At 72.8% G+C, this 21,179-nt stretch carries 24 protein-coding genes; 7 read left to right on the plus strand and 17 right to left on the minus strand.

The genetic code is table 11. The features are described 5' to 3' along the window. Positions 1-111 precede the first annotated feature (111 nt). Positions 112-1,281 (plus strand): alpha/beta hydrolase, encoded by a 1,170-nt coding sequence (locus L1785_RS06065; protein WP_236088310.1) that lies wholly within the window; start codon positions 112-114, stop codon positions 1,279-1,281. On the opposite strand, the gene L1785_RS06070 is transcribed toward L1785_RS06065, so the two are convergent. Genes L1785_RS06070 through L1785_RS06080 form a run of 3 tightly spaced genes read right to left on the minus strand, consistent with a single transcriptional unit; the run spans position 1,268 to position 2,706 of the window. Continuing rightward, positions 1,268-2,038, minus strand: coding sequence for a GH25 family lysozyme (locus L1785_RS06070; RefSeq protein ID WP_236088311.1), 771 nt, complete (start codon positions 2,036-2,038; stop codon positions 1,268-1,270). The two genes, L1785_RS06065 and L1785_RS06070, sit on opposite strands and share 14 nt — an antisense overlap. A 36-nt stretch (positions 2,039-2,074) precedes the next feature. After that, positions 2,075-2,323, minus strand: a complete 249-nt coding sequence (locus L1785_RS06075; RefSeq protein ID WP_236088312.1) for an NAD(P)H-binding protein — start codon at positions 2,321-2,323, stop codon at positions 2,075-2,077. Further along, positions 2,320-2,706, minus strand: a complete 387-nt coding sequence (locus L1785_RS06080) for an NAD(P)-dependent oxidoreductase (protein ID WP_236088313.1) — start codon at positions 2,704-2,706, stop codon at positions 2,320-2,322. The genes L1785_RS06075 and L1785_RS06080 overlap by 4 nt, the downstream gene beginning before the upstream one ends. Positions 2,707-2,723: 17 nt before the next feature. On the opposite strand from L1785_RS06080, the gene L1785_RS06085 reads away from it, so the two are divergent. Then, positions 2,724-2,975, plus strand: a complete 252-nt coding sequence (locus L1785_RS06085) for a winged helix-turn-helix transcriptional regulator (protein ID WP_236088314.1) — start codon at positions 2,724-2,726, stop codon at positions 2,973-2,975. Positions 2,976-3,206: 231 nt separating this feature from the next. Beyond that, positions 3,207-4,025 (plus strand): HAD family hydrolase, encoded by an 819-nt coding sequence (locus tag L1785_RS06090; RefSeq protein WP_236088315.1) that lies wholly within the window; start codon positions 3,207-3,209, stop codon positions 4,023-4,025. Between the two features lie 13 nt (positions 4,026-4,038). On the opposite strand, the gene L1785_RS06095 is transcribed toward L1785_RS06090, so the two are convergent. The 8 genes from L1785_RS06095 to L1785_RS06130 all read right to left on the minus strand — a co-directional run bounded on the left by L1785_RS06095 (position 4,039) and on the right by L1785_RS06130 (position 12,142). After that, a complete protein-coding gene (locus L1785_RS06095) occupies positions 4,039-4,683 on the minus strand; it encodes a TetR/AcrR family transcriptional regulator (protein ID WP_236088316.1) in 645 nt (214 codons plus the stop codon). A 9-nt stretch (positions 4,684-4,692) separates the two neighbouring features. After that, on the minus strand, positions 4,693-7,014 hold the full coding sequence (locus L1785_RS06100; protein ID WP_236088317.1) for a glycoside hydrolase family 3 C-terminal domain-containing protein: 2,322 nt from the start codon (positions 7,012-7,014) through the stop codon (positions 4,693-4,695). Between the two features lie 119 nt (positions 7,015-7,133). Further along, entirely contained in the window at positions 7,134-7,640 is a 507-nt protein-coding gene (locus L1785_RS06105; protein ID WP_236088318.1) for an FBP domain-containing protein, read from the minus strand. A gap of 405 nt (positions 7,641-8,045) precedes the next feature. Beyond that, positions 8,046-9,245, minus strand: coding sequence for an MFS transporter (locus L1785_RS06110; RefSeq protein WP_236088319.1), 1,200 nt, complete (start codon positions 9,243-9,245; stop codon positions 8,046-8,048). A gap of 31 nt (positions 9,246-9,276) precedes the next feature. After that, positions 9,277-9,894, minus strand: a complete 618-nt coding sequence (locus L1785_RS06115; protein WP_268914912.1) for a mobile mystery protein B — start codon at positions 9,892-9,894, stop codon at positions 9,277-9,279. Then, positions 9,894-10,343, minus strand: coding sequence for a mobile mystery protein A (locus L1785_RS06120; RefSeq protein WP_308113278.1), 450 nt, complete (start codon positions 10,341-10,343; stop codon positions 9,894-9,896). The genes L1785_RS06115 and L1785_RS06120 overlap by 1 nt, the downstream gene beginning before the upstream one ends. Before the next feature lie 150 nt (positions 10,344-10,493). After that, positions 10,494-11,258, minus strand: a complete 765-nt coding sequence (locus L1785_RS06125) for an SDR family NAD(P)-dependent oxidoreductase (protein ID WP_236088322.1) — start codon at positions 11,256-11,258, stop codon at positions 10,494-10,496. A gap of 29 nt (positions 11,259-11,287) precedes the next feature. Further along, on the minus strand, positions 11,288-12,142 hold the full coding sequence (locus tag L1785_RS06130; RefSeq protein WP_236088323.1) for an SDR family oxidoreductase: 855 nt from the start codon (positions 12,140-12,142) through the stop codon (positions 11,288-11,290). Between the two features lie 170 nt (positions 12,143-12,312). Here L1785_RS06130 and L1785_RS06135 point away from each other — a divergent pair, with 170 nt between their 5' ends. After that, positions 12,313-13,215 (plus strand): helix-turn-helix domain-containing protein, encoded by a 903-nt coding sequence (locus tag L1785_RS06135; RefSeq protein WP_236088324.1) that lies wholly within the window; start codon positions 12,313-12,315, stop codon positions 13,213-13,215. A 40-nt stretch (positions 13,216-13,255) separates the two neighbouring features. Here L1785_RS06135 and L1785_RS06140 read toward each other — a convergent pair whose 3' ends face one another. Then, positions 13,256-14,665, minus strand: a complete 1,410-nt coding sequence (locus L1785_RS06140; RefSeq protein ID WP_236088325.1) for an aminotransferase-like domain-containing protein — start codon at positions 14,663-14,665, stop codon at positions 13,256-13,258. Here L1785_RS06140 and L1785_RS06145 point away from each other — a divergent pair. Beyond that, positions 14,664-15,587 (plus strand): DMT family transporter, encoded by a 924-nt coding sequence (locus L1785_RS06145; protein ID WP_236088326.1) that lies wholly within the window; start codon positions 14,664-14,666, stop codon positions 15,585-15,587. The two genes, L1785_RS06140 and L1785_RS06145, sit on opposite strands and share 2 nt — an antisense overlap. 89 nt (positions 15,588-15,676) lie before the next feature. Here the strand turns inward: L1785_RS06145 and L1785_RS06150 are convergent, their stop codons facing one another. Then, positions 15,677-16,090, minus strand: a complete 414-nt coding sequence (locus tag L1785_RS06150) for an ACT domain-containing protein (protein WP_236088327.1) — start codon at positions 16,088-16,090, stop codon at positions 15,677-15,679. Beyond that, on the minus strand, positions 16,087-16,545 hold the full coding sequence (locus tag L1785_RS06155; RefSeq protein ID WP_236088328.1) for an OsmC family protein: 459 nt from the start codon (positions 16,543-16,545) through the stop codon (positions 16,087-16,089). The genes L1785_RS06150 and L1785_RS06155 overlap by 4 nt, the downstream gene beginning before the upstream one ends. A 65-nt stretch (positions 16,546-16,610) precedes the next feature. Between L1785_RS06155 and L1785_RS06160 the strand changes: the two genes are divergently transcribed. Beyond that, on the plus strand, positions 16,611-17,300 hold the full coding sequence (locus tag L1785_RS06160) for an ArsR/SmtB family transcription factor (protein ID WP_236088329.1): 690 nt from the start codon (positions 16,611-16,613) through the stop codon (positions 17,298-17,300). Positions 17,301-17,340: 40 nt separating this feature from the next. Beyond that, entirely contained in the window at positions 17,341-18,393 is a 1,053-nt protein-coding gene (locus L1785_RS06165) for a DUF4037 domain-containing protein (protein WP_236088330.1), read from the plus strand. Positions 18,394-18,526: 133 nt separating this feature from the next. Here L1785_RS06165 and L1785_RS06170 read toward each other — a convergent pair whose 3' ends face one another. The 3 genes from L1785_RS06170 to L1785_RS06180 form a co-directional block, all read right to left on the minus strand. Continuing rightward, positions 18,527-19,543, minus strand: a complete 1,017-nt coding sequence (locus L1785_RS06170) for a helix-turn-helix domain-containing protein (protein WP_236088331.1) — start codon at positions 19,541-19,543, stop codon at positions 18,527-18,529. Positions 19,544-19,621: 78 nt separating this feature from the next. Beyond that, on the minus strand, positions 19,622-20,656 hold the full coding sequence (locus L1785_RS06175) for an alpha/beta hydrolase (RefSeq protein ID WP_236088332.1): 1,035 nt from the start codon (positions 20,654-20,656) through the stop codon (positions 19,622-19,624). A gap of 122 nt (positions 20,657-20,778) precedes the next feature. Continuing rightward, positions 20,779-21,147 carry a nuclear transport factor 2 family protein gene (locus tag L1785_RS06180; protein ID WP_236088333.1) on the minus strand — a complete coding sequence of 123 codons (369 nt, stop codon included), beginning with the start codon at positions 21,145-21,147 and terminating at the stop codon, positions 20,779-20,781. Positions 21,148-21,179 lie beyond the last annotated feature (32 nt).

Genomic DNA, 21,179 nt, shown 5'->3' on the forward strand with positions numbered 1-21,179 from the left:
GCTGCCGATCCAGAAGCATCGGCAGGCATTCCGCCGCTATGCCACCGGGGGTCGGCGAGCGGAGATCCGTGGCAATTCCTGTCAGGGAAAGTGTATATCACAGGGGGTAATGTGAAGAGCGCGCTCACCCGTGCAATCATCGGCCGGGCCATTGCTGTCACGGCGGCTGCGGGGGCAGTCGTCCTGGCGGTCTCGCCGGCGACCGGGGTCGCGTTCGGCGACCCCGCGGCAGTCCCGTCGGGCGCCGCCGACGTCGTCTCCGCCGGGGTGGACGTCGCGGCGGCACCGCCCCTCGAAGCGGCCGGCGCCGGAGCACCCGGGGACGGTGCCTACACCGCGATCCTCGGCCTGCGGTACGCGGACCTGCCCGGCAACGCGGGCACCGTCGACCTCTTCGTGCCGACCGGCGTCCACGGCAAGGTGCCCGTCGTCGTGTGGTCGGCCGGCTCCGGCTTCATGGCCGACAACGGCAACCGGGGCGGCGAGCGGATCGCGCAGGAGCTCGCACCGCACGGCTACGCCGTCGCCGCCGTCGCCGTGCGGTCCAGCAGCCAGGCGGTGTTCCCGGCCCAGGTCAACGACGCGAAGGCCGCCGTGCGGTGGCTGCGCGCCAACGCCGTCGAGTACCGGCTCGACCCCGGCCGCTTCGCCGCGATGGGCAACTCCTCGGGCGGCTGGGTCGCCGCCATGCTCGGCGTCACCGGCAACGACCTCGGGCTGGAGGGCTCGGTCGGCGTGACCCGCGGCCGGAGCGACGTACAGGCCGTGGTCGACCTGTTCGCGCCGACCGACTTCCTCCAGCAGGACGCGCACATGCTGCCTGGCGGGTGCGACATCATCAACCGCATGGGCGGCGGGACCGACTGCCACGCCGACGCCCTGAGCCCCGAGTCGCGCCTGATCGGCATGCCGATCGAGGAGCAGCCGATGATCACAGCGCTCGCCGACCCGGTCTCGTACATCGACAAGCACACGCCGCCGTTCCTCGTCGCGCACGGGACGGACGACCTGCTCGTGCCGACGCACCAGAGCGAGCTGCTGTTCGAGGCGCTCAGCGCGGCGGGGGTGCCCGCGACGTACTCCGCCGTCGGCGGCTACGGCCACGACATGTCGTTCCTCGACCGGACCGGCTTCGACCCGACCGCCGCGGAGACCGTCCTGGTCAGCGACGGGCGCGGGGACGTCACCCCGCTCGACGGAGGGCACGTGACGTGGGAGTCGGTGGCGGACTTCCTCGACGCCGCGCTCGGGGCTCGGGCGAGCGGCGTCACGGGATCGTGAGCGCCTCCAGCTCGCCGAGAGCTCCCGCGAAGACGTTCAGGTCGATGTACTGCTCGGCGCCGTCGTAGCCGGGTAGCCGGTCGCGGTTCGAGTACTGCCAGAACGCCCACTCGCGGCCGTCGGGCAGCGACGGCGGCGTGGCGACAGACCGGATCCAGATCGGGTTGTCCGGGTAGGCGTCCCGCACGTAGGCGTCGTAGGCGTCCTCGGTGGTGTAGATGACCGGCGGCACTCCGTAGTGCTGCCCGAGGCCGACGAGGAGCGGGTCCAGGATGTCCCGCACGGTGTCCGCCGTCGGCGGGTCGTCGAAGTAGCCGCCGTAGTACTCCAGGTCGACGACCGGCGGCAGCGTCCCCGGCGTCGCCGGCACGTGGTCGACGACGCTCTGCGCCTGGGTCTCGCCCGAGCTCTCGAAGCTCATGAAGTGGTAGGCGCCGACGAGGAGCGACGTGCTCGTCGCGCCGGCCCAGTTCGCCTCGAACCGCTCGTCCACGTGCGAGGACCCCTCGGTCGCCTTGATGTAGGCGAACCCGATGTCCTGCTGGGCCAGGACGTCCCAGTCGATGGTGCCCTGGTACCTCGACACGTCGATCCCGCGGACCTCGTACCCGGCGGCCGCGAGCCGGTTGGGCCACAGGACACCTGACCAGACCAGCAGTGCGAGGACGGCGGCGGCGGCCGCGGCGCCGGCCGCCCACGGCCACCGGCGCCGGCGGGTCAGGCGGGGCGGCGGCTGCGGGCCGGTGGGAGGGGTCACGCGGGACAGTCTCCCGGACCCCGTGCGTCCCGACGCTCAGCGGCCCGACGTCAGTACCGCGGTGCGGCCCACCCAGCTGCCCGCGACGGCCGAGTCCAGGAGGAACGTGGCGACGTCGGCACGCGAGACCATCGGCACGCCAGGGAGGCGCTCCAGGTCGGTCAGGTCGATCGCGCGGGCGCCCGTGCCGGAACCGTTCTTCAGAAGGACCGGGTACGCGAGCGTCCAGTCGAGGCCGGACGCGGCCAGGACGCTCTCGCCGGCCGCCTTGTCGGCGAACGTCACCGTGCCGCCCTTGTACAGCTGCCGCGCGAGCCATGAGGCCTTGCGAGGGAGTCCCCGACCCCGAACGCCGACATGATCAGTACCCGCCGCACTCCCACCCTGCCGGCGGCGTCGACGATCGCGCGGGTGCTGTCGAGGATCAGGTCGTCCGGGTCCTTTGCCCTGCCCAGCCCCAGCGTGCTCACGACCGCGTCCACGCCGTCCATCGCCTTGGCGAGTCCGTCGGCGTCGCGCACGTCTCCTCCGACGGCGGTGACCCCCGGCCGTGGTGCGAGCCGATCGGGGTTGCGCGCGTAGGCGACCACGTCGTGGTCGTTCTCCAGGGCCTTGTCGATGAACAGCCCGCCGGTAGCGCCCGTGGCGCCCAGGACGAGGAACTTCATGGGATTCTCCGATCTCAGTGGAGCTGCGCCGTGCGGTCGGCGGCGTGTCCGACCGGATGCTGTCGCAGACGTTGCAGCGGCTGGAGGCCGACGGCCTCGTGTCACGGACGCAGCACGCGACGATCCCACCCCGGGTCGACTACGAGCTCACCGAGCTCGGGCGTCCGATCGCGGAGCGGATCGGCGACCTCATCGAGGCGATCTACGCCCAGCTGCCGGGCATCGTGGCCCACCAGCGGAAGCAGGGACGCTCGCGGGACGCGCAGTAGGCAACCGCCGCGCGCCCGACGAATTGCCGCCTGAAGTGCTGTGACATCCCGGCTCGTCGCTCGTCGGTGATGCATCCGCAGGTCGACGAGGCCGACGACCTCGCCCTCGGTGCGTCTCGCGTGGCCGACATGGACAAATCGGTCGGCGTTTTTCCGCTACCGTACGGATCGGTCCATCAGGGGGACACGCAGTGCTGTGCCCTGGCGCACAAGGAACGACGAGGTGGCCCCATGGTGATGGATGAACGGCAGGTCTCGCCGCAGGCGGTCGGGACCCCCCTCGCGCTGGTCGCGCTCGACATCGACGGGACGTTGCTGGGGCGGGACATGGTGATCCCGGCGGTGACGATCGAGGCCGTGATGCGGGTCCGCGCGGCCGGCCACCACGTCGTGCTCGCGTCGGGTCGGTCCCTGGTGGGGATCCTGCCGGTGGCCCGGCTGCTGGGGATCGACCGTGGGTGGGTCGTGGCCTCGAACGGAGCCGTCGTGGCGCGCGTGTCACAGGAGCTCCCCGGCGGGTATGCGCTCGTCGACGTGCGGACGTTCGACGTCGAGCCGGTCGTCCGCCTGGTGCGCGCGGCGATGCCCGGGGTGCTGATCGGCGTCGAGGAGATCGGGTGGGGCTACCGGGTCACCGAGCGCTTCGCCGACGGGCTGGTGAACGGCGAGCAGCGGGTGGTGCGTGACGAGGGGCTGTGGGGGATGCCGGTCTCCCGGGCGATCCTTCGCGGCGACGGCGTTCTGGACCTCCTGGGACCCCTGCGCTCGCTCGGGGTCACGGCCACGCCGGCGGGGCCGGACTGGATCGACGTCACGCCGGTGCACCTGAGCAAGGCCACCGTTCTCGAGCGGGTGCGCGTCCTGCTCGGAGTCGAGGCGGCCCGGACGGTTGCCGTGGGCGACGGCGTCAACGACCTGGAGATGATCGCCTGGTCCGCGCGCGGGGTCGCGATGGGGCACGCGCCGGCCGCGGTCCGCGACGCGGCCGACGAGGTGACGGGCACCATCGACGAGCACGGCGTCGTGAGCGTGCTGCACTCGCTCCTCTGAGCTGCGCCTCGCCTCATCGCAGGATCAGGGCCAGGTATGCGCGCACGTGAGCGGCCATGTCGACGCGCTCGGACCGCGGGCCGTCGAAGGACAGCAGCCATTGGACCTGCAGGCCGTCCATCAGGGCGATGATCGAGCGAGCGGCCTGTGCAGGCTCGACCCCGGGGGCGAGCCCGCCCCCGGCGGCCCGCTCGGTGAGCTGCTCGGTGCTCTCCCGCACGAGGCGGTCGTACCGACGGCTGAAGAACTCGTGCGCCGGGTGCTCCGGCGTCGTCGCCTCGGTCGACAACGCCGCGAAGAGCTCGACGAGCGGCCGGCGCACCTGGTTGCGCTCGACGATGCGCACGAGCGCCTCGAAGTAGTCGGTGCCGCGCGCGCGGTCCTCGCGGAACGCCTCGCCGTCGACGGTGTCGCGGTACTCGAGCACCGCCTCCAGGAGCGCGGCCTTGGTGGGGAAGTGGTGCAGCAGGCCCGGGTGCGAGATGCCGGCCCGGGCGGAGATGTCGCGCAGCGAGGCGCCGTGGTACCCCACCTCGGCGAATGCGAGGATCGCGGTCTCGATGATCTCCGACCGCTTGGCGCGGCCTTTCGCGTACCTGCCGCGTGCCGGCCCGACCGCGGGGCCGTTCACCGCCTCCGCCGTCGTCTTCGCGGGCATGGCGCCCCCTTACCTGGCCGCCGCGAGCAGGGCCGTCAGGCGCTCGTGGTCGAAGCCGGCCATGCCGAAGTCGGCGACGACCGCCAGCGGCATGTCGCCGATCATGCCGAGCATGTCGTCGGCCACGCCGCCGCCGTAGACGAACTCGCGCACATGCTCGCCCACGCGCGGGTCGTCGAGCGCCTCGGCCACGGTGGACAGCGGCTGCAGCGGCGAACGCACGTCCTCCCCCTCGACCTGCGCGGACACCGAGCCGCGCAGGTCGCGCGACGACGCGCCCACCGACACGATGAACTCCCCGCCCTCGACCGCCCAGCGGCGCAGCACGGGGTGCCAGTAGGCGAGGTCGCGGGCGTCGAGGTCGAACGCGACCTCGCGCGACTCGCCCGCCTCCAGGTGAACCTTGGCGAACGCCTTGAGCTCGCGCTCGGGGCGCTGCACCTGGGCCTGCGGGTCGGCCACGTACACCTGGACGACGTCGGCCCCCGCGCGCTCGCCCGTGTTGGTCACGCGGACGGTGACCCGCACGCCCGCCTCGGCGCCCGCACCGGTCACGACCGCGTCGACGTCGTCGTACGCGAACCGGGTGTACGACAGGCCGTGGCCGAAGGGGTAGGCGACCTCGACGCGACGGGCGTCGTACCAGCGGTAGCCGACCAGGACGCCCTCGCCGTAGCGCACGTGGCCGAGCTCGCCGGGGAAGTTGCCGTAGGACGGGTTGTCCTCGAGGCGCAGCGGGATCGTCTCCGCGAGGCGTCCGGACGGGTTGACGGTGCCGAGCAGCACGTCAGCGATGGCGGAACCGCCCGCCTGGCCGCCGAGCCAGCCCTCGACGATCGCGGGCGTGAGCTCCCGCCAGGGCGCGACGGCCACGGCCGAGCCGTTCGACAGGACCGCCACGACCCGCCGGTTCACGGCGGCGACGGCGTCGAGCAGGAGCACCTGCTCGGCGGGCAGGTCCAGGTGCTCGCGGTCGTAGCCCTCGGACTCGTACGACGCGGGCAGGCCCAGGAACACGACGACGGTCTGCGCGGCCTCGGCCACCTCGACGGCCTCGGCGCGCAGCGCCTCGGCGTCGGTGCCGGAGCCGTGGTCGGCGCCGTCGACGGTGTAGCCCGCCGCGAACGGGACGTCGGTGCCGGTGGCTTCGCGGAGCGCGGACAGCGCGTCGTCCAGCCGGGTGGGGTTGACCTGCGAGGAGCCTGCCCCCTGATAGCGGGGCGTGCGGGCGAGCTCGCCGATCACGGCGAGCCCGTCGCCGCCCGCGAGCGGCAGCAGCGGGGCACCGTCCACGGGCTCGTTGCGCAGCAGCACCGTTCCGGCCGCCGCCGCCTCGCGGGCAAGGGCGTGGTGGGCTTCGGCGTCGTACGAGCCGGGCTCGGCCAGGGCCGGCTGCGCCTGCGCGACCAGGCGCAGCACGCGGCGCGCGGCCTGGTCGACGACGGCCTCGTCGAGGCGGCTCTCGCGGACGGCGGCCATGACGTCCGCGTCCGAGCGTCCGCCGGTGGCGGGCATCTCGAGGTCGAGCCCGGCGGCGACGGCGGCGACACGGTCGCGGACGGCGCCCCAGTCCGAGACGACCATGCCTTCGAAGCCCCACTCGTCGCGCAGTACCTCGGTGAGCAGCCAGCGGTTCTGCGAGGCGTAGACGTCGTTCACCTTGTTGTACGAGCACATGACGGTCCACGGCTGTGCCTTGCGCACGACGCGCTCGAACCCGGCCAGGTAGATCTCGCGCAGGGTGCGCTCGTCGACGTCGGCCGAGACGCGCATGCGGTCGGCCTCCTGGTTGTTGGCCGCGTAGTGCTTGAGCGACGTGCCCACGCCCTGCGACTGGATGCCCTCGACCAGGGCGGCGCCGAGCTCGCCGGAGATCACCGGGTCCTCGGAGAGGTACTCGAAGTTGCGGCCGCACAGCGGCGACCGCTTGATGTTGATGCCCGGGCCCAGCAGGACGGCGACGTCGTTGGCGCGGGTCTCGCGGCCGAGCGCCTCGCCGACGCGGCGCAGCAGGTCCCGGTCCCAGGTGGAGCCGAGAGCGGCGGCCGTCGGGAAGCAGGTCGCGGGTACCGAGACGCCGAGACCCAGGTGGTCGGGCGTCTCGGCCTGCTTGCGCAGGCCGTGGGGGCCGTCGGTGACCATGACGCTCGGCACGAGCACGCGACGGTCGCGAACCACCGGCTGGGTGTTCCAGAAGTCCAGGCCAGAGAGCAGGGACGCCTTCTCCTCGAGCGTCAGCCCGGCGAGCAGGTGCTCGACGTCGGACGGCGGGACGGTGGCGGTGCCCTGGGCGGCGTCGGTTGTCGCCGCGTTGCTCACGGTGCTGGCCATGGTGACGCTCCTCGTCGCAAATACCTACCGAGTGGTAGGCGACAACGTACACCGGCCCGTGGCGGCAGGCCAGAGGTGCCGGCCGCCCCGGGAGGCGACCGGCACCGCGTCGTGGGAGATCAGCGCGTGCTCAGCACCTCGCGCACGAACCGCTCGGACCGCTCCTGCAGCCCGGCGATGCGCCGCTCGATGATCTGCGCGCGGACGGTGTCGTCCGTACCCGCCTCCGCGCGCGTCGGGGTGCGACGCACGTTCTGCGAGCACAGGAAGTCCGTGCAGATCAGGGTGCCGATCGTGTTGCCCGCCCGGCCCGCTGCGCCGCCGCGGCGGGCGACGTACAGCGAGACGTCCTCGGTGACGACGACGTCCTCGCACCAGGCGCACACGCCCTTGCGCCGGGCGCGGCCGGACCTGGCGTCGGCGGCGCGGAACAGCATGCCGGTGGGTTCGCCGTCGAGCAGGAGCACGACGTACGCGGACAGCGGCGCCTTGCGGTCGCGCCAGCCGATGTAGTCGAGCCGGTCCCAGGGGAGCGCGGCGAGGTCGGGGAGGGCCGCCTGCGTGGCCTCGCGCTTCGTGGCGTTGACGAAGGACGCGCGGATCTGCTTCTCGGTCAGGGGGTTCATGAGGATGCTCGGCTTCCGGTTCGTCGGGGGGCCGCCGGCCGGTGCGGGCCGCGTGCGCGGTGCACGACGACATACCGGTCGCCCGGGAGGTCGAGTCACGGGGCGGTTGGCGGCGGGGCAGGGGCGACTCCGCGCCCGCCCCTCCGACGCCCGGCTGCTTGGCGCACGACCACCGTCGCGGTGGTGCGGCCTGCTGCCGAGCTGGGTCAGAAGTGCGTGACGCGGTCCCAGGGACTGCCCGAGCAGGCCGAGACGGCCACCCCGCATCCCGCAGCGACGTCCTGCATCTGCTCGCTCCTCGTGTGCCCTGGTGAGCCGGCCGATGCGTCCCCGTGCGGTCGCCGACCGGCCGATGCTACGCCCGTCCGAGCCGGACGGTCAGCATGATTTCGGCGCCGCCTGCACCTACGGGGACGCCGGGAAGGCGCGGCGGGCCACCAGGACCACCCCCACGCCGGCCAGCACCAACGCCGCACCGACGAACGGCAACGACCCGAGCCCGGGCCCGGCGAGCACCGCGCCGCCGAGAGCCGCTCCCGCGCCGATGCCGACGTTCGCCGTGGAGTTCACGAGCGCGCCCACGACGTCGGGCGACGCGCCCCGCGTGCGGATCGCCGCCGTCTGGAAGACGGACGCGACGCCGCCGGCGCCGGCGCCCCACAGGGCTGCGGCGGCGAGCACCCCGCCCAGGGCGGGGAACGTCAGCCCGAGGGCGACGAGACCCAGCGCCAGGACCCCGAGCACCGTGAGGATGCTCGCCCGAGGGTGTCGGTCGAGCGACACCCCGGCGTACCACGTCCCCAGGAGACCCAGGCCTCCCAGGGCGAGAAGCACAGGACCCACGCATGACACCGAGAGGCCGGCGGCGAGGAGCACCACGGCAACGTAGGTGTAGACCGAGTACTGCCCCAGGTAGACGACGGCGTTCGTCACCGAGACCACGGCGAGGCGGGCGCCGGACGAGCCCCGCCCGGGGTCGTCCTGCCCCCCGCCACCGCCCGCGACCGCCGGCAGGAGCGCCGCCACGAGCACCGCCGTGAGGGCAGAGACAGCGGCGAGCACGCCGAACGCGGCGCGCCACCCCACCGCCGTCCCCAGCGACGTCGACAACGGCACGCCGAGGACGAAACCAGCGGACGCCCCGGCTGTCACGAGCGAGAGGGCGCGCCCCGTGAAGTGCGGCCGCACGAGGCGCGCTCCGTATCCGATGCACACCGAGAAGAACAGCGCGTGAGCGAGGCCGCCCACGGCCCGCCCCGCGGCGAGCGCGGCGAAGGCCGGTGCGACGGCGACGATGACGTTGCTCGCGGTGTAGGCGACGAGGGTCCCGACCAGCAGCCCCTTGCGGGGGAGGCGAGCCGTCCACACGGTCAACGGCACAGCGAGCGCGGCGACCATGAACGCGTACACGGTGACGAGCAGGCCCGTCGTCGACTCCGAGATGTCGAGCTCGGCCCCGATCAGTGGAAGCAGCCCGACCGGGAGCATCTCGGTGGTGACGGCGAGGAACGTCGCGAGCGACAGTGCGACGATCCCGCCGGCCGCGTCCCGCACGGTCCCGGGACACCAGCCCGACTTCGGCAGCCCGTCGTGCGGATCGCCCATGCAGGCAGGATGGCACGCGCCCGCCGCGCGGTCATGAGCGCGCGAACGTGATGAGCGCGCCGAGTGCGGTGACGTCTTCGGGGTTGCGGTCGATCTGGCGTAGCGCGGTGAGGTAAGCGTCCCGGTCCGGGTTGGTGGCCTGCAGGTCGCTGCCGCCGCCCCAGGTGAACGGTGGGCGGCCTGAGGCGCGGGCGAGCACGTCCGTGAACGCGCGTGCAAGTCGGCCGTTGCCGTTCGGGAACGGATGGATGGCGACGAGGCGGTGGTGGACCTTGCACAATGCTTCGTCCGGGCTGATCCATGTGACGCCGTCTGCAAACCAGTGGCGGGCGTTGTCCATGAGGTCTCGCACAGCCACGGGCACCTGGTACGGGTCTATACCGATGTTGCGTTCGGTCGTCCGGTACGTGCCGGCCCAAGCCCACACGTCGCCGAACATGCGCCGGTGCATGTCGCGCACGAACTTGTCGTCGAGCACCTGGTCCAGGCTGCGGGATCGACGCCGGAAGAGCAGCGTGGTGAGCGCGTCGGCGATGTTCGCCTGCTCGACGGTGTTCAGCTCCTCACGGGTGGCCACCCAGTCTGCGAGGAGTCCGTCACGCTCGTCGTCGGAAAGTGGAGTCGCACCTTCAGGGTCCGGCCCGAACATCAGGCAAGCTCCCGCCACAGATGCGGTGACGTGGTGAGAGCACGGACGCGTTCTGCGCGGAGCCGATCACGCTCGCGCGCGTCCTCGACGCGTTGGTCCTCCAGGGCCATGGTCGTCTCGACACGACGCAGCTGCTCGGCGGCGACCTTCTCGGCCTGGTCCCGCACGATCTCCTCGAGCGAGGCGCGAGGCACGAACGCGTAGACGAGATCGCACCCCATGGCGTCGGCGGCGCGTGCCAGCGTGTCCAAGCGCGCGGTGCCGGCACGCTCGGACGCCTCGAGCTTGCGGACGGCGACCGGAGTCACGCCGAGCCGGCGCGCGAGGTCGGTCGTACTCATGCCGAGTGCGGAACGGATCGCGCGGACCCACCCACCGGCCGGCCGCGCGGTCATGGCCCTGTTCTGACGCAGTGGGGCAAGCCTGCCATCGATGCTGCGCCGCATCATCTGCTGGTTCGACACCTTGAGGTTTCCTCTCGCGGCATTGTTCGATACCTGTAGGTTATCCTCAGGTGGGTCGCTTGGAAACCCTGGGGTTTCCAAACGGACCACGGTGGACGGACGGGACGGCTGTGCGTCCCGTCCGGCTGTGGGGCGTCAGGCCTGGTCGGTGGGCATGATCCACATCTCGGCGACCGACGCGTGGCGGGGCCGGGTGATCATGTAGGCCACGCCGTCGGCGATGTCCTCGGGGGCGAGGACCTCGGTCTGCTCGTAGAACGGCGTGGTCATCTGCTCCTGGATCTCGGGCGCGTTGTGCGAGGCCAGCTCGGTCGCGACCCCGCCCGGCTCGATCACGCCGACGCGCAGGTGCCGGCGCGTGACCTCCTGCCGCAGCGACTCGGTGAAGCCGTTGACGCCGAACTTGGTCAGGTTGTAGACGCCGTAGCCGCCCCACGCGACGCGGCCGGCGATCGAGCTGATGTTGACGATGTCCGCGACCTGTCGCGGGCTGTCGTCCGCGGCCTTGAGCAGGTGTGGCAGGGCGGCGTGCGTCGTATGGAGCAGGCCCCGGACGTTGACCGCGATCATGCGGTCCCACTCCGCGGGGTCCGCGCCGACGACGGGGCCCAGGAGCATCACGCCCGCGTTGTTGACCAGCGTGTCCAGTCGTCCGAACCGGTCGACGACCTGCTGGACGGCGGCCTCGGCCTGGTCTCGGTCGGTGATGTCCGCCTCGACGGCCAGCGCGGTACCGCCGGCCTGCTCGATCTCGGCGGCCAGCGACTCGAGGCGGTCGCCGCGCCGGGCGACGAGCGCGACGGACGCGCCGTGCTCGGCGAGCCGGCGAGCGGTGGCCGCGCCGATCCCGCTGCTCGCGCCGGTGATCAGTGCGATGGTGCCGGTCAGTGTCGTTGTCATGTACGGGTTCCTTCCCGGGATCAGGTGTGTCAGACGCCGTCGTGGGCGAGCGCGGCGGACAGGCTGCGGTGGGCGTCGGCCTGGGCGAGGAGCGCGTGGGCCTTGGCCTCGAAGGCCCCGACGGCGTCGGCGCCTGCGGCGAAGCGCACGGGCGGCTCGTCCAGGGCGGTCAGCTGGACCAGGGCCGCGGCGAGCTTGGCGGGGTCGCCGCCCTGCTGGCCGTCCATGCTCTGCCAGCCGGCGACCGTCTGCGCGGTGCGCTCGGCGTAGTCGGCGATCGAGGCGGCGGCGTACTGCGTGGACTGCGGCGTCAGGAGCTCGGTGCGGAAGAAGCCGGGCTCGACGAGCATCGTGCGGATGCCGAACGGCGCGACCTCGGGCGCCAGGGACTCCATCCAGCCCTCCACGCCGAACTTGGAGGCGGCGTACGCGGTGCAGAACGCCTGCCCGGAGATGCCCGCGGTCGAGGAGATCGTCACGACCAGGCCGGAGCGCTGGGCCCGCATGACGGGCAGCACGACGCGGGCGACGTTGATCGGGCCGAACAGGGTGGTCTCGATCTGTGCGCGGAAGTCCTCGGGGGTGATCTCCTCGAAGAAGCCGGCGTTGAAGTTGCCCGCGTTGTTGACCAGGACGTCGATCCGGCCGAACCGGTCCACCGCGGCCTGCACGGCGGCCTGCGCGTCGGCCGGGGAGGTGACGTCGAGCTGCACGGTCAGCAGGTTCTCGGTAGCGCCGACAGCGGCCGTCACCTTCTCGGGGTTGCGACCGGTCGCGACAACCGCATGGCCCGCGGCCAGGGCGGCGCGGGCGATGTCCACGCCCATGCCGCGGCTGGCACCGGTGACCAGCCAGACCTGCTTGTCTGTCGTGTACTGCGTCATGTCCTCACGTCCTTCGTCGGGTGGTGTGGCGGGTGCGGCGGATCGGTTCCTCGTCCACCACGTCCCTGCGACACCCACCCTGCGACCGTGCCTGGGCGTGAAGAAGTCACTGCTGGAGGGTGTACCGACAGCCCATCCCTCACGGCGCGAGGTCGGCCTAGCCTGGATGGATGAACAACCGTGACGAGGTCAGGGCCTTCCTCAGCTCCCGGCGGGCCAAGACCACGCCGGAGCAGGCGGGACTGGCCGCCTACGGCCGCAACCGGCGCGTGCCGGGACTGCGACGCAGCGAGGTCGCGGACCTGGCCGGGGTCAGCGTCGAGTACTACGCCCAGCTCGAACGCGGCAACCTCGCCGGAGTCTCCGAGAGCGTGCTCGACGCCCTGGCCCGCGCGCTGCGGCTCGACGACGCGGAACGCTCCCACCTGGCTGACCTCGCCCGCGCCGCCGGCCCCGCGTCCCGGGCCCGACGGCGCGCACCGGCACCTCGGGTCCGGCCCACCGTGCAGCGGCTGCTCGACCTGATGAGCGAGGTGCCCATCCTGATCAACGACGCGCGCCTGGACGTCGTCGGATCCAACCCCCTGGCCGAAGCGCTCTTCGCCCCCGTCTTCGACACCTCGGCCCGTCCGGTCAACCACGCCCGGTTCACGTTCCTCGACCCCCGCGCCCACGACTTCTGGATCCACTGGGAACGAGCCGCCGACGACGCCGTGGCTCAGCTGCGCACCGAGGCCGGCAGGGACCCGCACGACAAGCGGCTCAGCGACCTCGTCGGGGAGCTGTCCACCCGCAGCGAGGACTTCCGGGTCCGTTGGGCAGCGCACGACGTCCGCCTGCACCGCGCCGGGACCAAGCACATCCACCACCCCGGCGTCGGCGACCTCCACCTCGCCTACGACGTCCTCGAGCTCCCCGCCGACCCCGGCCTGTCCCTCGTCGCGTTCAGCGCACCCGCCGGGTCACCCGACGACGACGCCCTCCGCGTCCTGGCCAGCTGGGCCGCCACCCGACGCGCCGGCGCCCTCGCCTCGGCGGCCACGAGCGCGGACGCGGATCGCACCGGAGCGTGACCCGTCCATGCAGACCGTGGGCTGACCCCGGCCGGCGTCTTCAGACCTGGCGCGCGAGGGCCAGGCCGATGCGCTGAGCACCCGCCGGGAACGCACCGGGGTTGGGCCCCGAGTAGTTGAGCCGCATGAAGGGCCCGGCCGGTTCGGCGGGGAACCACTCGTTGCCGGGTGCGATCAGCACCCCCGCGGCCTCGCAGTCCCGGACGAGCTCGTGGAGGTCGGTCGCGTCCGGTAGGCCCACCCAGAGGTTGAGACCACCGGTCGGCACGCTGGTGATGTGGGCTTGCGGGGCGTGCTCGCGCAGGCTCGTGACGAGCAGGTCCCGCCGTGCCCGCAGCTGGTGGCGGAGGGTGCGGAGGTGGGTCTGCCAGCCGGGCTGGGTCACGACGTCCAGCGCCGCCGCTTGGAGCAGGCCGCTCACGTACATCGAGCTGGCACTGAGGTCGGCCGAGATCCGCTGCTTGGCGGGGCCGCGGGCGATGACGGCCGCGACGCGGACGGAGGGGGACACGCTCTTGGTCAGCGAGCGGAGGTAGACGACATGGCCGGTGTCGTCGAGCGCGACGAGAGGCCTGGGGTCGGAGTCGATGGCGAAGTCGTGCGCCCAGTCGTCCTCGACGAGGAACGCGCCGTAGGTGCGGATCACGTCCAGGACCTGGTGAGTGACCGCGCCGGACCACCGTGCGCCGGTGGGGTTGGCGAAGTTCGGCTGAGCGTAGAAGACGCGCGCGCCCGTCTCCTCGAAGGCTCGCGCCAGCTCGTCCGGGTCCGGACCCTCGGGTCCGCTCGGCACGGGGACGACCTGCACACCGGCCTGAGCCGCGGCGAGGATCGCACCCCAGTACGTCGGGGACTCCATGAGCAACGGCTGCCCGGTCATGACCAGGGCGCGGAAGATGGAGCTGAGCCCGCTCTGGCTGCCGGGCAGCACGAGGACGTCGCCGGCGGCGGGAGGCGTGACGCCCACGGGCGTCGAACCGCCGACCTCGCTCGCGAACCAGGACTGCAGCTCGGGCAGCCCGGCCGCTGGAGGCCGCGTGAGCGCCGCATCGCTGCGCGCAGCGCGTGCGAGTGCGGACCGGAGGAGACGTTGCGGCAGGAGCTCGCGATCGGGATAGCCGGCATGGAGGGCGATGGCGTCGCCCGGGCCCCCGCGCATCGTCGCTGACGAGGCAGGGATGCGACTGCGAGGAGATCGGAGGGCCGCGCTCTGCCAGCCGTGGTCGAGCGGCCGCGCCGTCCGCACAGCGCGAACGAAGGTCCCCGCGCCCGGCCTGCTCTCGATCAGTCCCTGAGCGGCAAGGGTGCGCATCGCCTTCTGGACCGTGACCGGGCTGGCCCCGTACTCGGCGACCAGTGACCGAGACGACGGCAGGCGCCCCCCGGGTGGAGCCTGGGCGATCCACTCGCGTAGTCCCGCGACGATCCTGGCACTGCTATCGTCGGTCATGTTGATGCACAGTAGCGCTACCGTCCGCCGTCCACCAGTGCTATCGGCTTCGACGGCTGGTCTCTGGTGGGGTCTGCTCGGCGTCGTGGCGTTCTCGTTCACCATGCCATTCACCCGCGTCGCCGTGGGCAGCCTGTCGCCGCTGTTCATCGGCTGCGGCCGAGCGGTCGTCGCCGCGGTGCTCGCGGCGGCCGCTCTGGCACTGACCAGGCAGCGCCTCCCCCAAGGAACCCACTGGGTTCGCCTTGCCGTCGTGGCCGGCGGAGTCGTGGTCGGCTTCCCCTTGCTGTCGTCCTTCGCGCTGACCACGGCGCCCGCAAGCCATGGCGCAGTCGTCGTCGCGCTGCTCCCGGCAGCGACCGCGGTCATGGCCGTCCTTCGCGGCAAGGACCGGCCCCCGCTGTCGTTCTGGACGATGGGCGGCGTCGGCGCTCTGGCCGCCGTCGTGTTCGCCTCGCTGCAGGGCGGCGGGCTCGGCCAGCTCCACCGGTCGGACCTGCTCCTCTTCGGCGCGGTCGTCTCGGCGGCGATCGGGTACGCAGAAGGCGGACTCCTCGCCCGCGAGCTCGGCGCATGGCAGACCGTGTCGTGGGCCTTGGTGCTGTCCTTTCCGCCGATGCTGGTCCTGACCGTCGTCGCGGCGATCCGTCAGCCGCCGTCGGGCACACCGACGGAGTGGGCCGCGTTCGCCTACCTCGCCGTCGTGAGCATGTTCCTCGGCTTCTTCGCCTGGTATCGAGGTCTCGCGCTCGGACCCATGGCGCAGGTCAGCCAGGTGCAGCTCGTCCAGCCCGTGCTGAGCATCTCCTGGGCAGGCCTGCTCCTGGGCGAAGACCTCACCTGGACCACGGTCGTCGGCGGCCTGGTCGTCGTGGTCTGCGCCGGGAGCGCGGTGCGGGCCCGGCTCGGCCGACGGGCCTGAGCGTTCATCGTGGGGCCGGTCGCGTCGGACGGAGTGACTACCTCGCCGGCTTCGTCTTGCCGAGGTAGCGACCCGTCCGAACGGCCTGACTACGGCGAACGCGTCTCGTTCCAGCTGTGAGCGACGGCCTCGCAGCGCTGTCGATCGGCATCCTTCACGACGAGGACCAGGTTGCCCGCATGGTCGCTGTACTGGACCAGGAGGTTCACGTCCGCGTCGCCCAGCAGGCGGGCCAGCGCGCCGAGCTGACCGGGGGTCTCCTGGTCCAGGCGTGCCATGACGATGTCGCGCGTCCGTGCCGGACCGATGCCCGCGGACCGCAGGGCGTCCAGTGCGCCCGCGCCGTCGTCGACCAGGTAGTGCGCGACGGCCGCACCTCGGTGCGTCACCACGCCGCCGCCCTCGAGGCTCACCCCGGCGCGACCGAGCGCCTGACCGAGGTCGGCGAGGGCGCCGGGACGATCCTCGAGCTCGACCTCGAGGTCCTGCAGGCGGGCGCTCACGACTCGCTCACCGTGACGTCGACCTCCACCGGCACGGACAGGCTGTTGGCGACGAAACACTTCCCGTGTGCCTCGTGGGCGAGCTCGCGCACCAGGTCCGGGTCGGTGCCGGGGGCCACCCGCACGGTGGCCGAAAGCCGGATCGCGCCGAGCCTGGCGGGCTTCGCGGCGAGGTCGAGGTGCGAGGTGGCCTCGTCGTCGTACCCGATCACGTCAACCCCGGCACGGGCCGCGATGCTCAGGAACGTCAGCATCTGGCAGGAGGACGCGGCCATGACCACGAGCTGCTCGGGGTTGAGCCGGTCGGGCGACCCGTGGAAGCCCGGGTCGGCAGTGAGATCGACCCCGGCGACGGCGGGCGGTGCGGTGGCGACGTGGTCGCGGGAGTAGCCGCGGACCCCGGCCGCGGTGCTGCCGTCCCAGTGGAGTCGGGTGTGATAGGCGTGATCGCTCATGCCCGGACCGTACGGCCGGGACGCTTCGGCCGCCGCCGAAACGTCGTCGCCGTAGTGTCGAGGCCATGAGCCGGGACCGGGACTTCTCCACGATCGGAAGAGCGCTCGCGACTCCCGCCCGGTCCGCCTTCCTCAACCTGCTCATGGACGGCACCAGCCGGCCGGCGGGCGAGCTCGCGCAGGCGGCCGGGGTGAGCGCGTCGACGGCGAGCGAGCACCTGGCGATCCTGGTCGAGGCCGGTCTGGTGACCTGCGCGGCGCAGGGCCGACGGCGGCTCTACCGGCTCGCGGACGCCTCGGTCGCCGAGGCGCTCGAGGCGCTGGGCGTGCTGGCCGATCCGACGCCCGTGACCGGGTACCGGCGCTCCCGCCAGGCCGAGCACCTGGCCGCGGCCCGGTTCTGCTACGACCACCTGGCCGGGCGCCTCGGGACCGCCCTGGCACGTGCGTGGGTCGAGGCCGGCTGGCTCGCCGGCCGCGACGTGCTCGCGCTCACCACGGCAGGTGAGGACGGGTTCCGTGCCCTCCGGGTCGACGTGGACGGCGCGTTGGTCGCGCGCCGTCCGACGACGCGGGCGTGCCCCGACTGGACCGAGCGTCGCCCGCACCTCGCCGGGGCGCTCGGCGCCGCCGTCGGACGGCGGTTCCTGGAGGCCGGGTGGGTGGTACGGCACCGTGCCGGGCGCGGGCTGGCAGTCACCGGGCCGGGGCTGGCGGAACTGCGAGAGCGATGGGGAGTCAGCCTGCGCGGTTAATCCGCTGGGCCCGATGGGGACCGCCTGACAGGATCGCGTCGTGGTTGCTGAGACTCTGACGCCAGAGACCTCCGGGATCGAGCTGGCGCGCACCTACTGGACCGACGTCGTGCGTCCGGTCCTCGACCGGGAGCTCCCCGGCCTGCCGCGCGCCGCCGGGCGGCTGGGCTCGGGCTCCGACGTGCTCGGCCTCGACGACGAGGTGTCGCGCGACCACGACTGGGGCCTGCGTCTGACGCTCCTGGTCCCGGAGGACCGGGTCGCCGACGTCGACCGGCTGCTGGCCGACCGGCTCCCGGAGACCTACCGCGAACTGCCGACCCGGTTCGCGACCACCTGGGACCCGCGCGTCACGCACAAGGTCGAGGTCGCGACGGCTTCCGGCTTCGCCCGGTCGCGGACCGGCGTCGACGCGAGCCGGGACCTGACGCCGGCCGAGTGGGTCGCGCTCACCGGCCAGTCGGTCCTGGAGGTCACCGCGGGACCGGTCTTCGAGGACGGGCCGGGTGAGATCACCGCCGTGCGGGATCGCCTCGCCTGGTACCCGCGCGACCTGTGGCTGCACGTCCTGGCCGCGGAGTGGCGGCGCGTGGGCCAGGAGCTGTACCTCGCGGGCCGAGCGGGGCACCGCGGCGACGACCTGGGCTCGCGCGTGATCGCGGCCCGGGTCGCGGGGAGCCTTGTCCGGCTCGGTTTCCTCCTGGAGCGGGCCTGGCCGCCGTACCCGAAGTGGTCCGGCACGCTGTTCGCCCGGCTGCCGGTCGCGGCCGCCGTCGGCCCGGCCCTCGCGGCGGCGCTGGCCGCGACGACATGGCCGGAGCGGGACGCCGCCCTGGGCGCCGCGTGCGACGCCGCCCACGACCGCCAGCGGGAGCTGGGGCTGCCGGCCCTGGATGGCCCTGCCGTGACGCAGTTCTACGACCGGCCGTACCGAGGGCTGCGGGGTGTCCCCGAGCTGCTCGCGGACGGGATCACCGACGAGGCCGTGCGGGCGCTGCCCCTCGAGGGTGCCGTGGAGCAGTGGGTCGACGGGGTGGGCGTCCTGATGGAACCGGCGCGCCGCCTGGCGGTGGCGCGACAGCTGCTGGCCTGAGCGGCGCTGCCCGGGTCTCACTGCTGCCGAGCTTTCGGATCCCTGTCCGGCGGGACCGTCTTCGGCGCGCTGCGTTGACCTCCCGGGTGCGGGTGGCGCAGGCTCGCCACCCGCACCCCGCCTCGGGTCGCGGCTACGTCGCGGCGTCGACCGTCGCCTCGGCGCGGTGGAGGCGTCGCAGCGCGAAGGCGAGCTGCAGCCGGAACCTTCCGTTCGGCGACGTGATCGACCACCCGAGCACGCGCTCCGCCCGCGACGCCCGCTCCTGGACGGTGGAGTGGTGCATGTGGAGCGAGGTGGCCGCGTCCCGCAGGCTGCTGGTGACGCTGATCGCGTGCAGCGTCTCGAGCAGGGGGGGCGCGGTCGTCGCCACCCGGTCGAGCGCGACGACGTCGTCGGACACGGGCGTGGTCGAAGTGATCGACCGTGCCAGGGCGAGGAGCCCGCCCGCCTCGGACGACAGGACCACCCGCTCCCCCGGGTCCGTCGAGGTTCCCTCGGCGGAGAGCCGCAACGCCAGCCGTGCCTCCTCCCAGGACCGCGGCAGCTCGAGCGCGGGGACCACCGGTCCGACGCCGGCACGACGGTCACCAGCAGATTGCCGCGCGAGATCCGCCGTCCGGAAGATCACCGGAGGCCCGTCGAGCATGGCGACCGCGCACGCCGTGCTCTTGTCGTTCAGGCCGAGGCGCTGCAACGCTCCGACCCTGGCCTCGGGCGACGCCTGAGGGTCGACGACGACGGTCGCCCACCGTCCCTCGTCCGCGCTGTCCGGAGCGGACGGCCGGGTCCGGTCCAGGGACTCGACCGCCAGTCGAGCCCGCTCGAGGATCAGCGTGTGCAGACCGGTGGGATCGTCACGGCACTCGATCCAGAGGACCGGTGACGACGATGGCGGGGTCGACAGCCACGCCGGGTCCGGACCGGCTTCCGCGGCGGCGCCAGAGGTGCCGTCGGGGAGGACACGGATGCGGAGGTGCCGGCGCTCGTCAGCCAGCCCGGCCGGGAACCCGCTGAGCACCGCCGCGCCGCGGACGACCGCCGACAGGCCCGCATGATGCTCGACGAGCGCGTCGAAGTACGAGATCACGCGCATGGCGTCCGCCGCGCCGGGGTCGAGCGCAGCGAGCCGGATCGTCAGGTCCCTCATGAGCGGCTCCTGCATCGACAGCGACACGACGCCTAGGCAAAGACAGGGTGGGTGGGGCATCTGCCCCACCCACCCCCATCATGCACCGAGCACGCGCCGCAACCAACGGCGTCGGGCCTCCTCGGTGTCCTGCGAGACGGCGGCCTGCGGGGCCACGACGTCGTACCCGTGCCAGCCGCCGGCCAAGACGTGCAGCTCGCACCGTCCGCCGGCCTGCCAGATCCGGCTGGCGTAGGTGACCGCCTCGTCGCGGAAGGTCTCGGCGGAGCCGACGTCGATGAACGTCGCGGGCAGACCGGACAGGTCCGTCGCGCGCGCGGGCGCGGCGTAGGGCGACACGTCGTCGGTCCCGCGTGCAGCACCGAGCAGGGCTGTCCAGCCAGTCTCGTTGGCAACGCGGTCCCAGAGGCCGCCCAGGCCCTCCATCTGGACCGACGACGGGGTCTCGTTGCGGTCGTCGAGCATCGGGCACATCAGGAGCTGGGCGAGCGGCTCAGGGCCCCGGCGGTCGCGAGACAGGAGCGTCGTGGCCGCGGCGAGCCCGCCTCCAGCGCTGGCGCCGGCGATCACGATACGGGCGGGATCGATGCCGAGCTCGTCGGCGTGGGCTGCCGTCCAGACGAGGCCGGCGTAGCAGTCCTCGACCGGCCCCGGGTGAGGGGTCTCCGGGGCCAGCCGGTACTCCACCGACACGACCGCCGCGTCGAACTCGGCAACCATCGCGATCACGCCCGAGAGGAACGTCGTTGCGTCACCGACGACCATCCCGCCGCCGTGGATGTGGTAGACGACCGGCACCGCCCGAGCCGCACCCACCGGACGGCAGATGACGAGCGAGATGTCCGGCGCCCCCGCGGGTCCCGGGACCGTGCGCTCCTCGACGGTGTACCTTCCGCCGAGGGTGATGTCGTCGTCCGGCGGGGCCATCTGGAACTCCCGGGCCGCGGGGATGCTCTCCAGGCTCTCGAACTTCGGGATCCCTGCGAGCATCGGCAGCACGGCGGCGAGCTCCGGGTCGAACGGGGGCGGCGGGCCGATCTGCGGCGTCGTCGCGGGGGTGGTGGTTGTCGTCACCATGACCTCCTGCATCGTCGAAGTGGTCGTGGCGCTCATCGTTGCACCGCCGGTGTTGGTCCGGACACAGCCAGGCGGCGGGGCTTTCCCGCCATCTGGCGGGGCCCGGACCTGTTGACCGTCACGACGACGAGGGCGGCGCACGGCACCCGGTGCGGGCCCTATTGAGGCCTGGTGCCTGCCGGCGCGGTCAGGTTGACGTCCGTCCACACCTCGGTCAGGTCGACGACGAGGTCGTTGCGCACGGTGATGAAGGTCGCCACCTCGAAGTGCTGCATCTCGCCATCGGTCATCCCCGTGACGTGGGCGCGGCCAACGGCGCGGTCGCGCTCGGCAACGCAGTCGACGAGCCGGAAGTTCTGGAAGCCGGGGTACTCCGCGTTGACGCGCACCCACGAGTCCCGGTCGAACGTCTCGCCAGTGTGCACGTAGTGGCAAGAGAACTCGGGATGGAGCAGTAGCGGGAGCTCGTCCCACCGGTGCGCGTCGATGACCTCTGCGAGCCGCTTCATCATCTCTCGTGCTGGCATCGACGCAGGATGCCAGACGTCAGGAGGGATTC

It is taken from the genome of Antribacter soli, assembly GCF_021568775.1.
GTDB lineage: Bacteria > Actinomycetota > Actinomycetes > Actinomycetales > Cellulomonadaceae > Antribacter > Antribacter soli.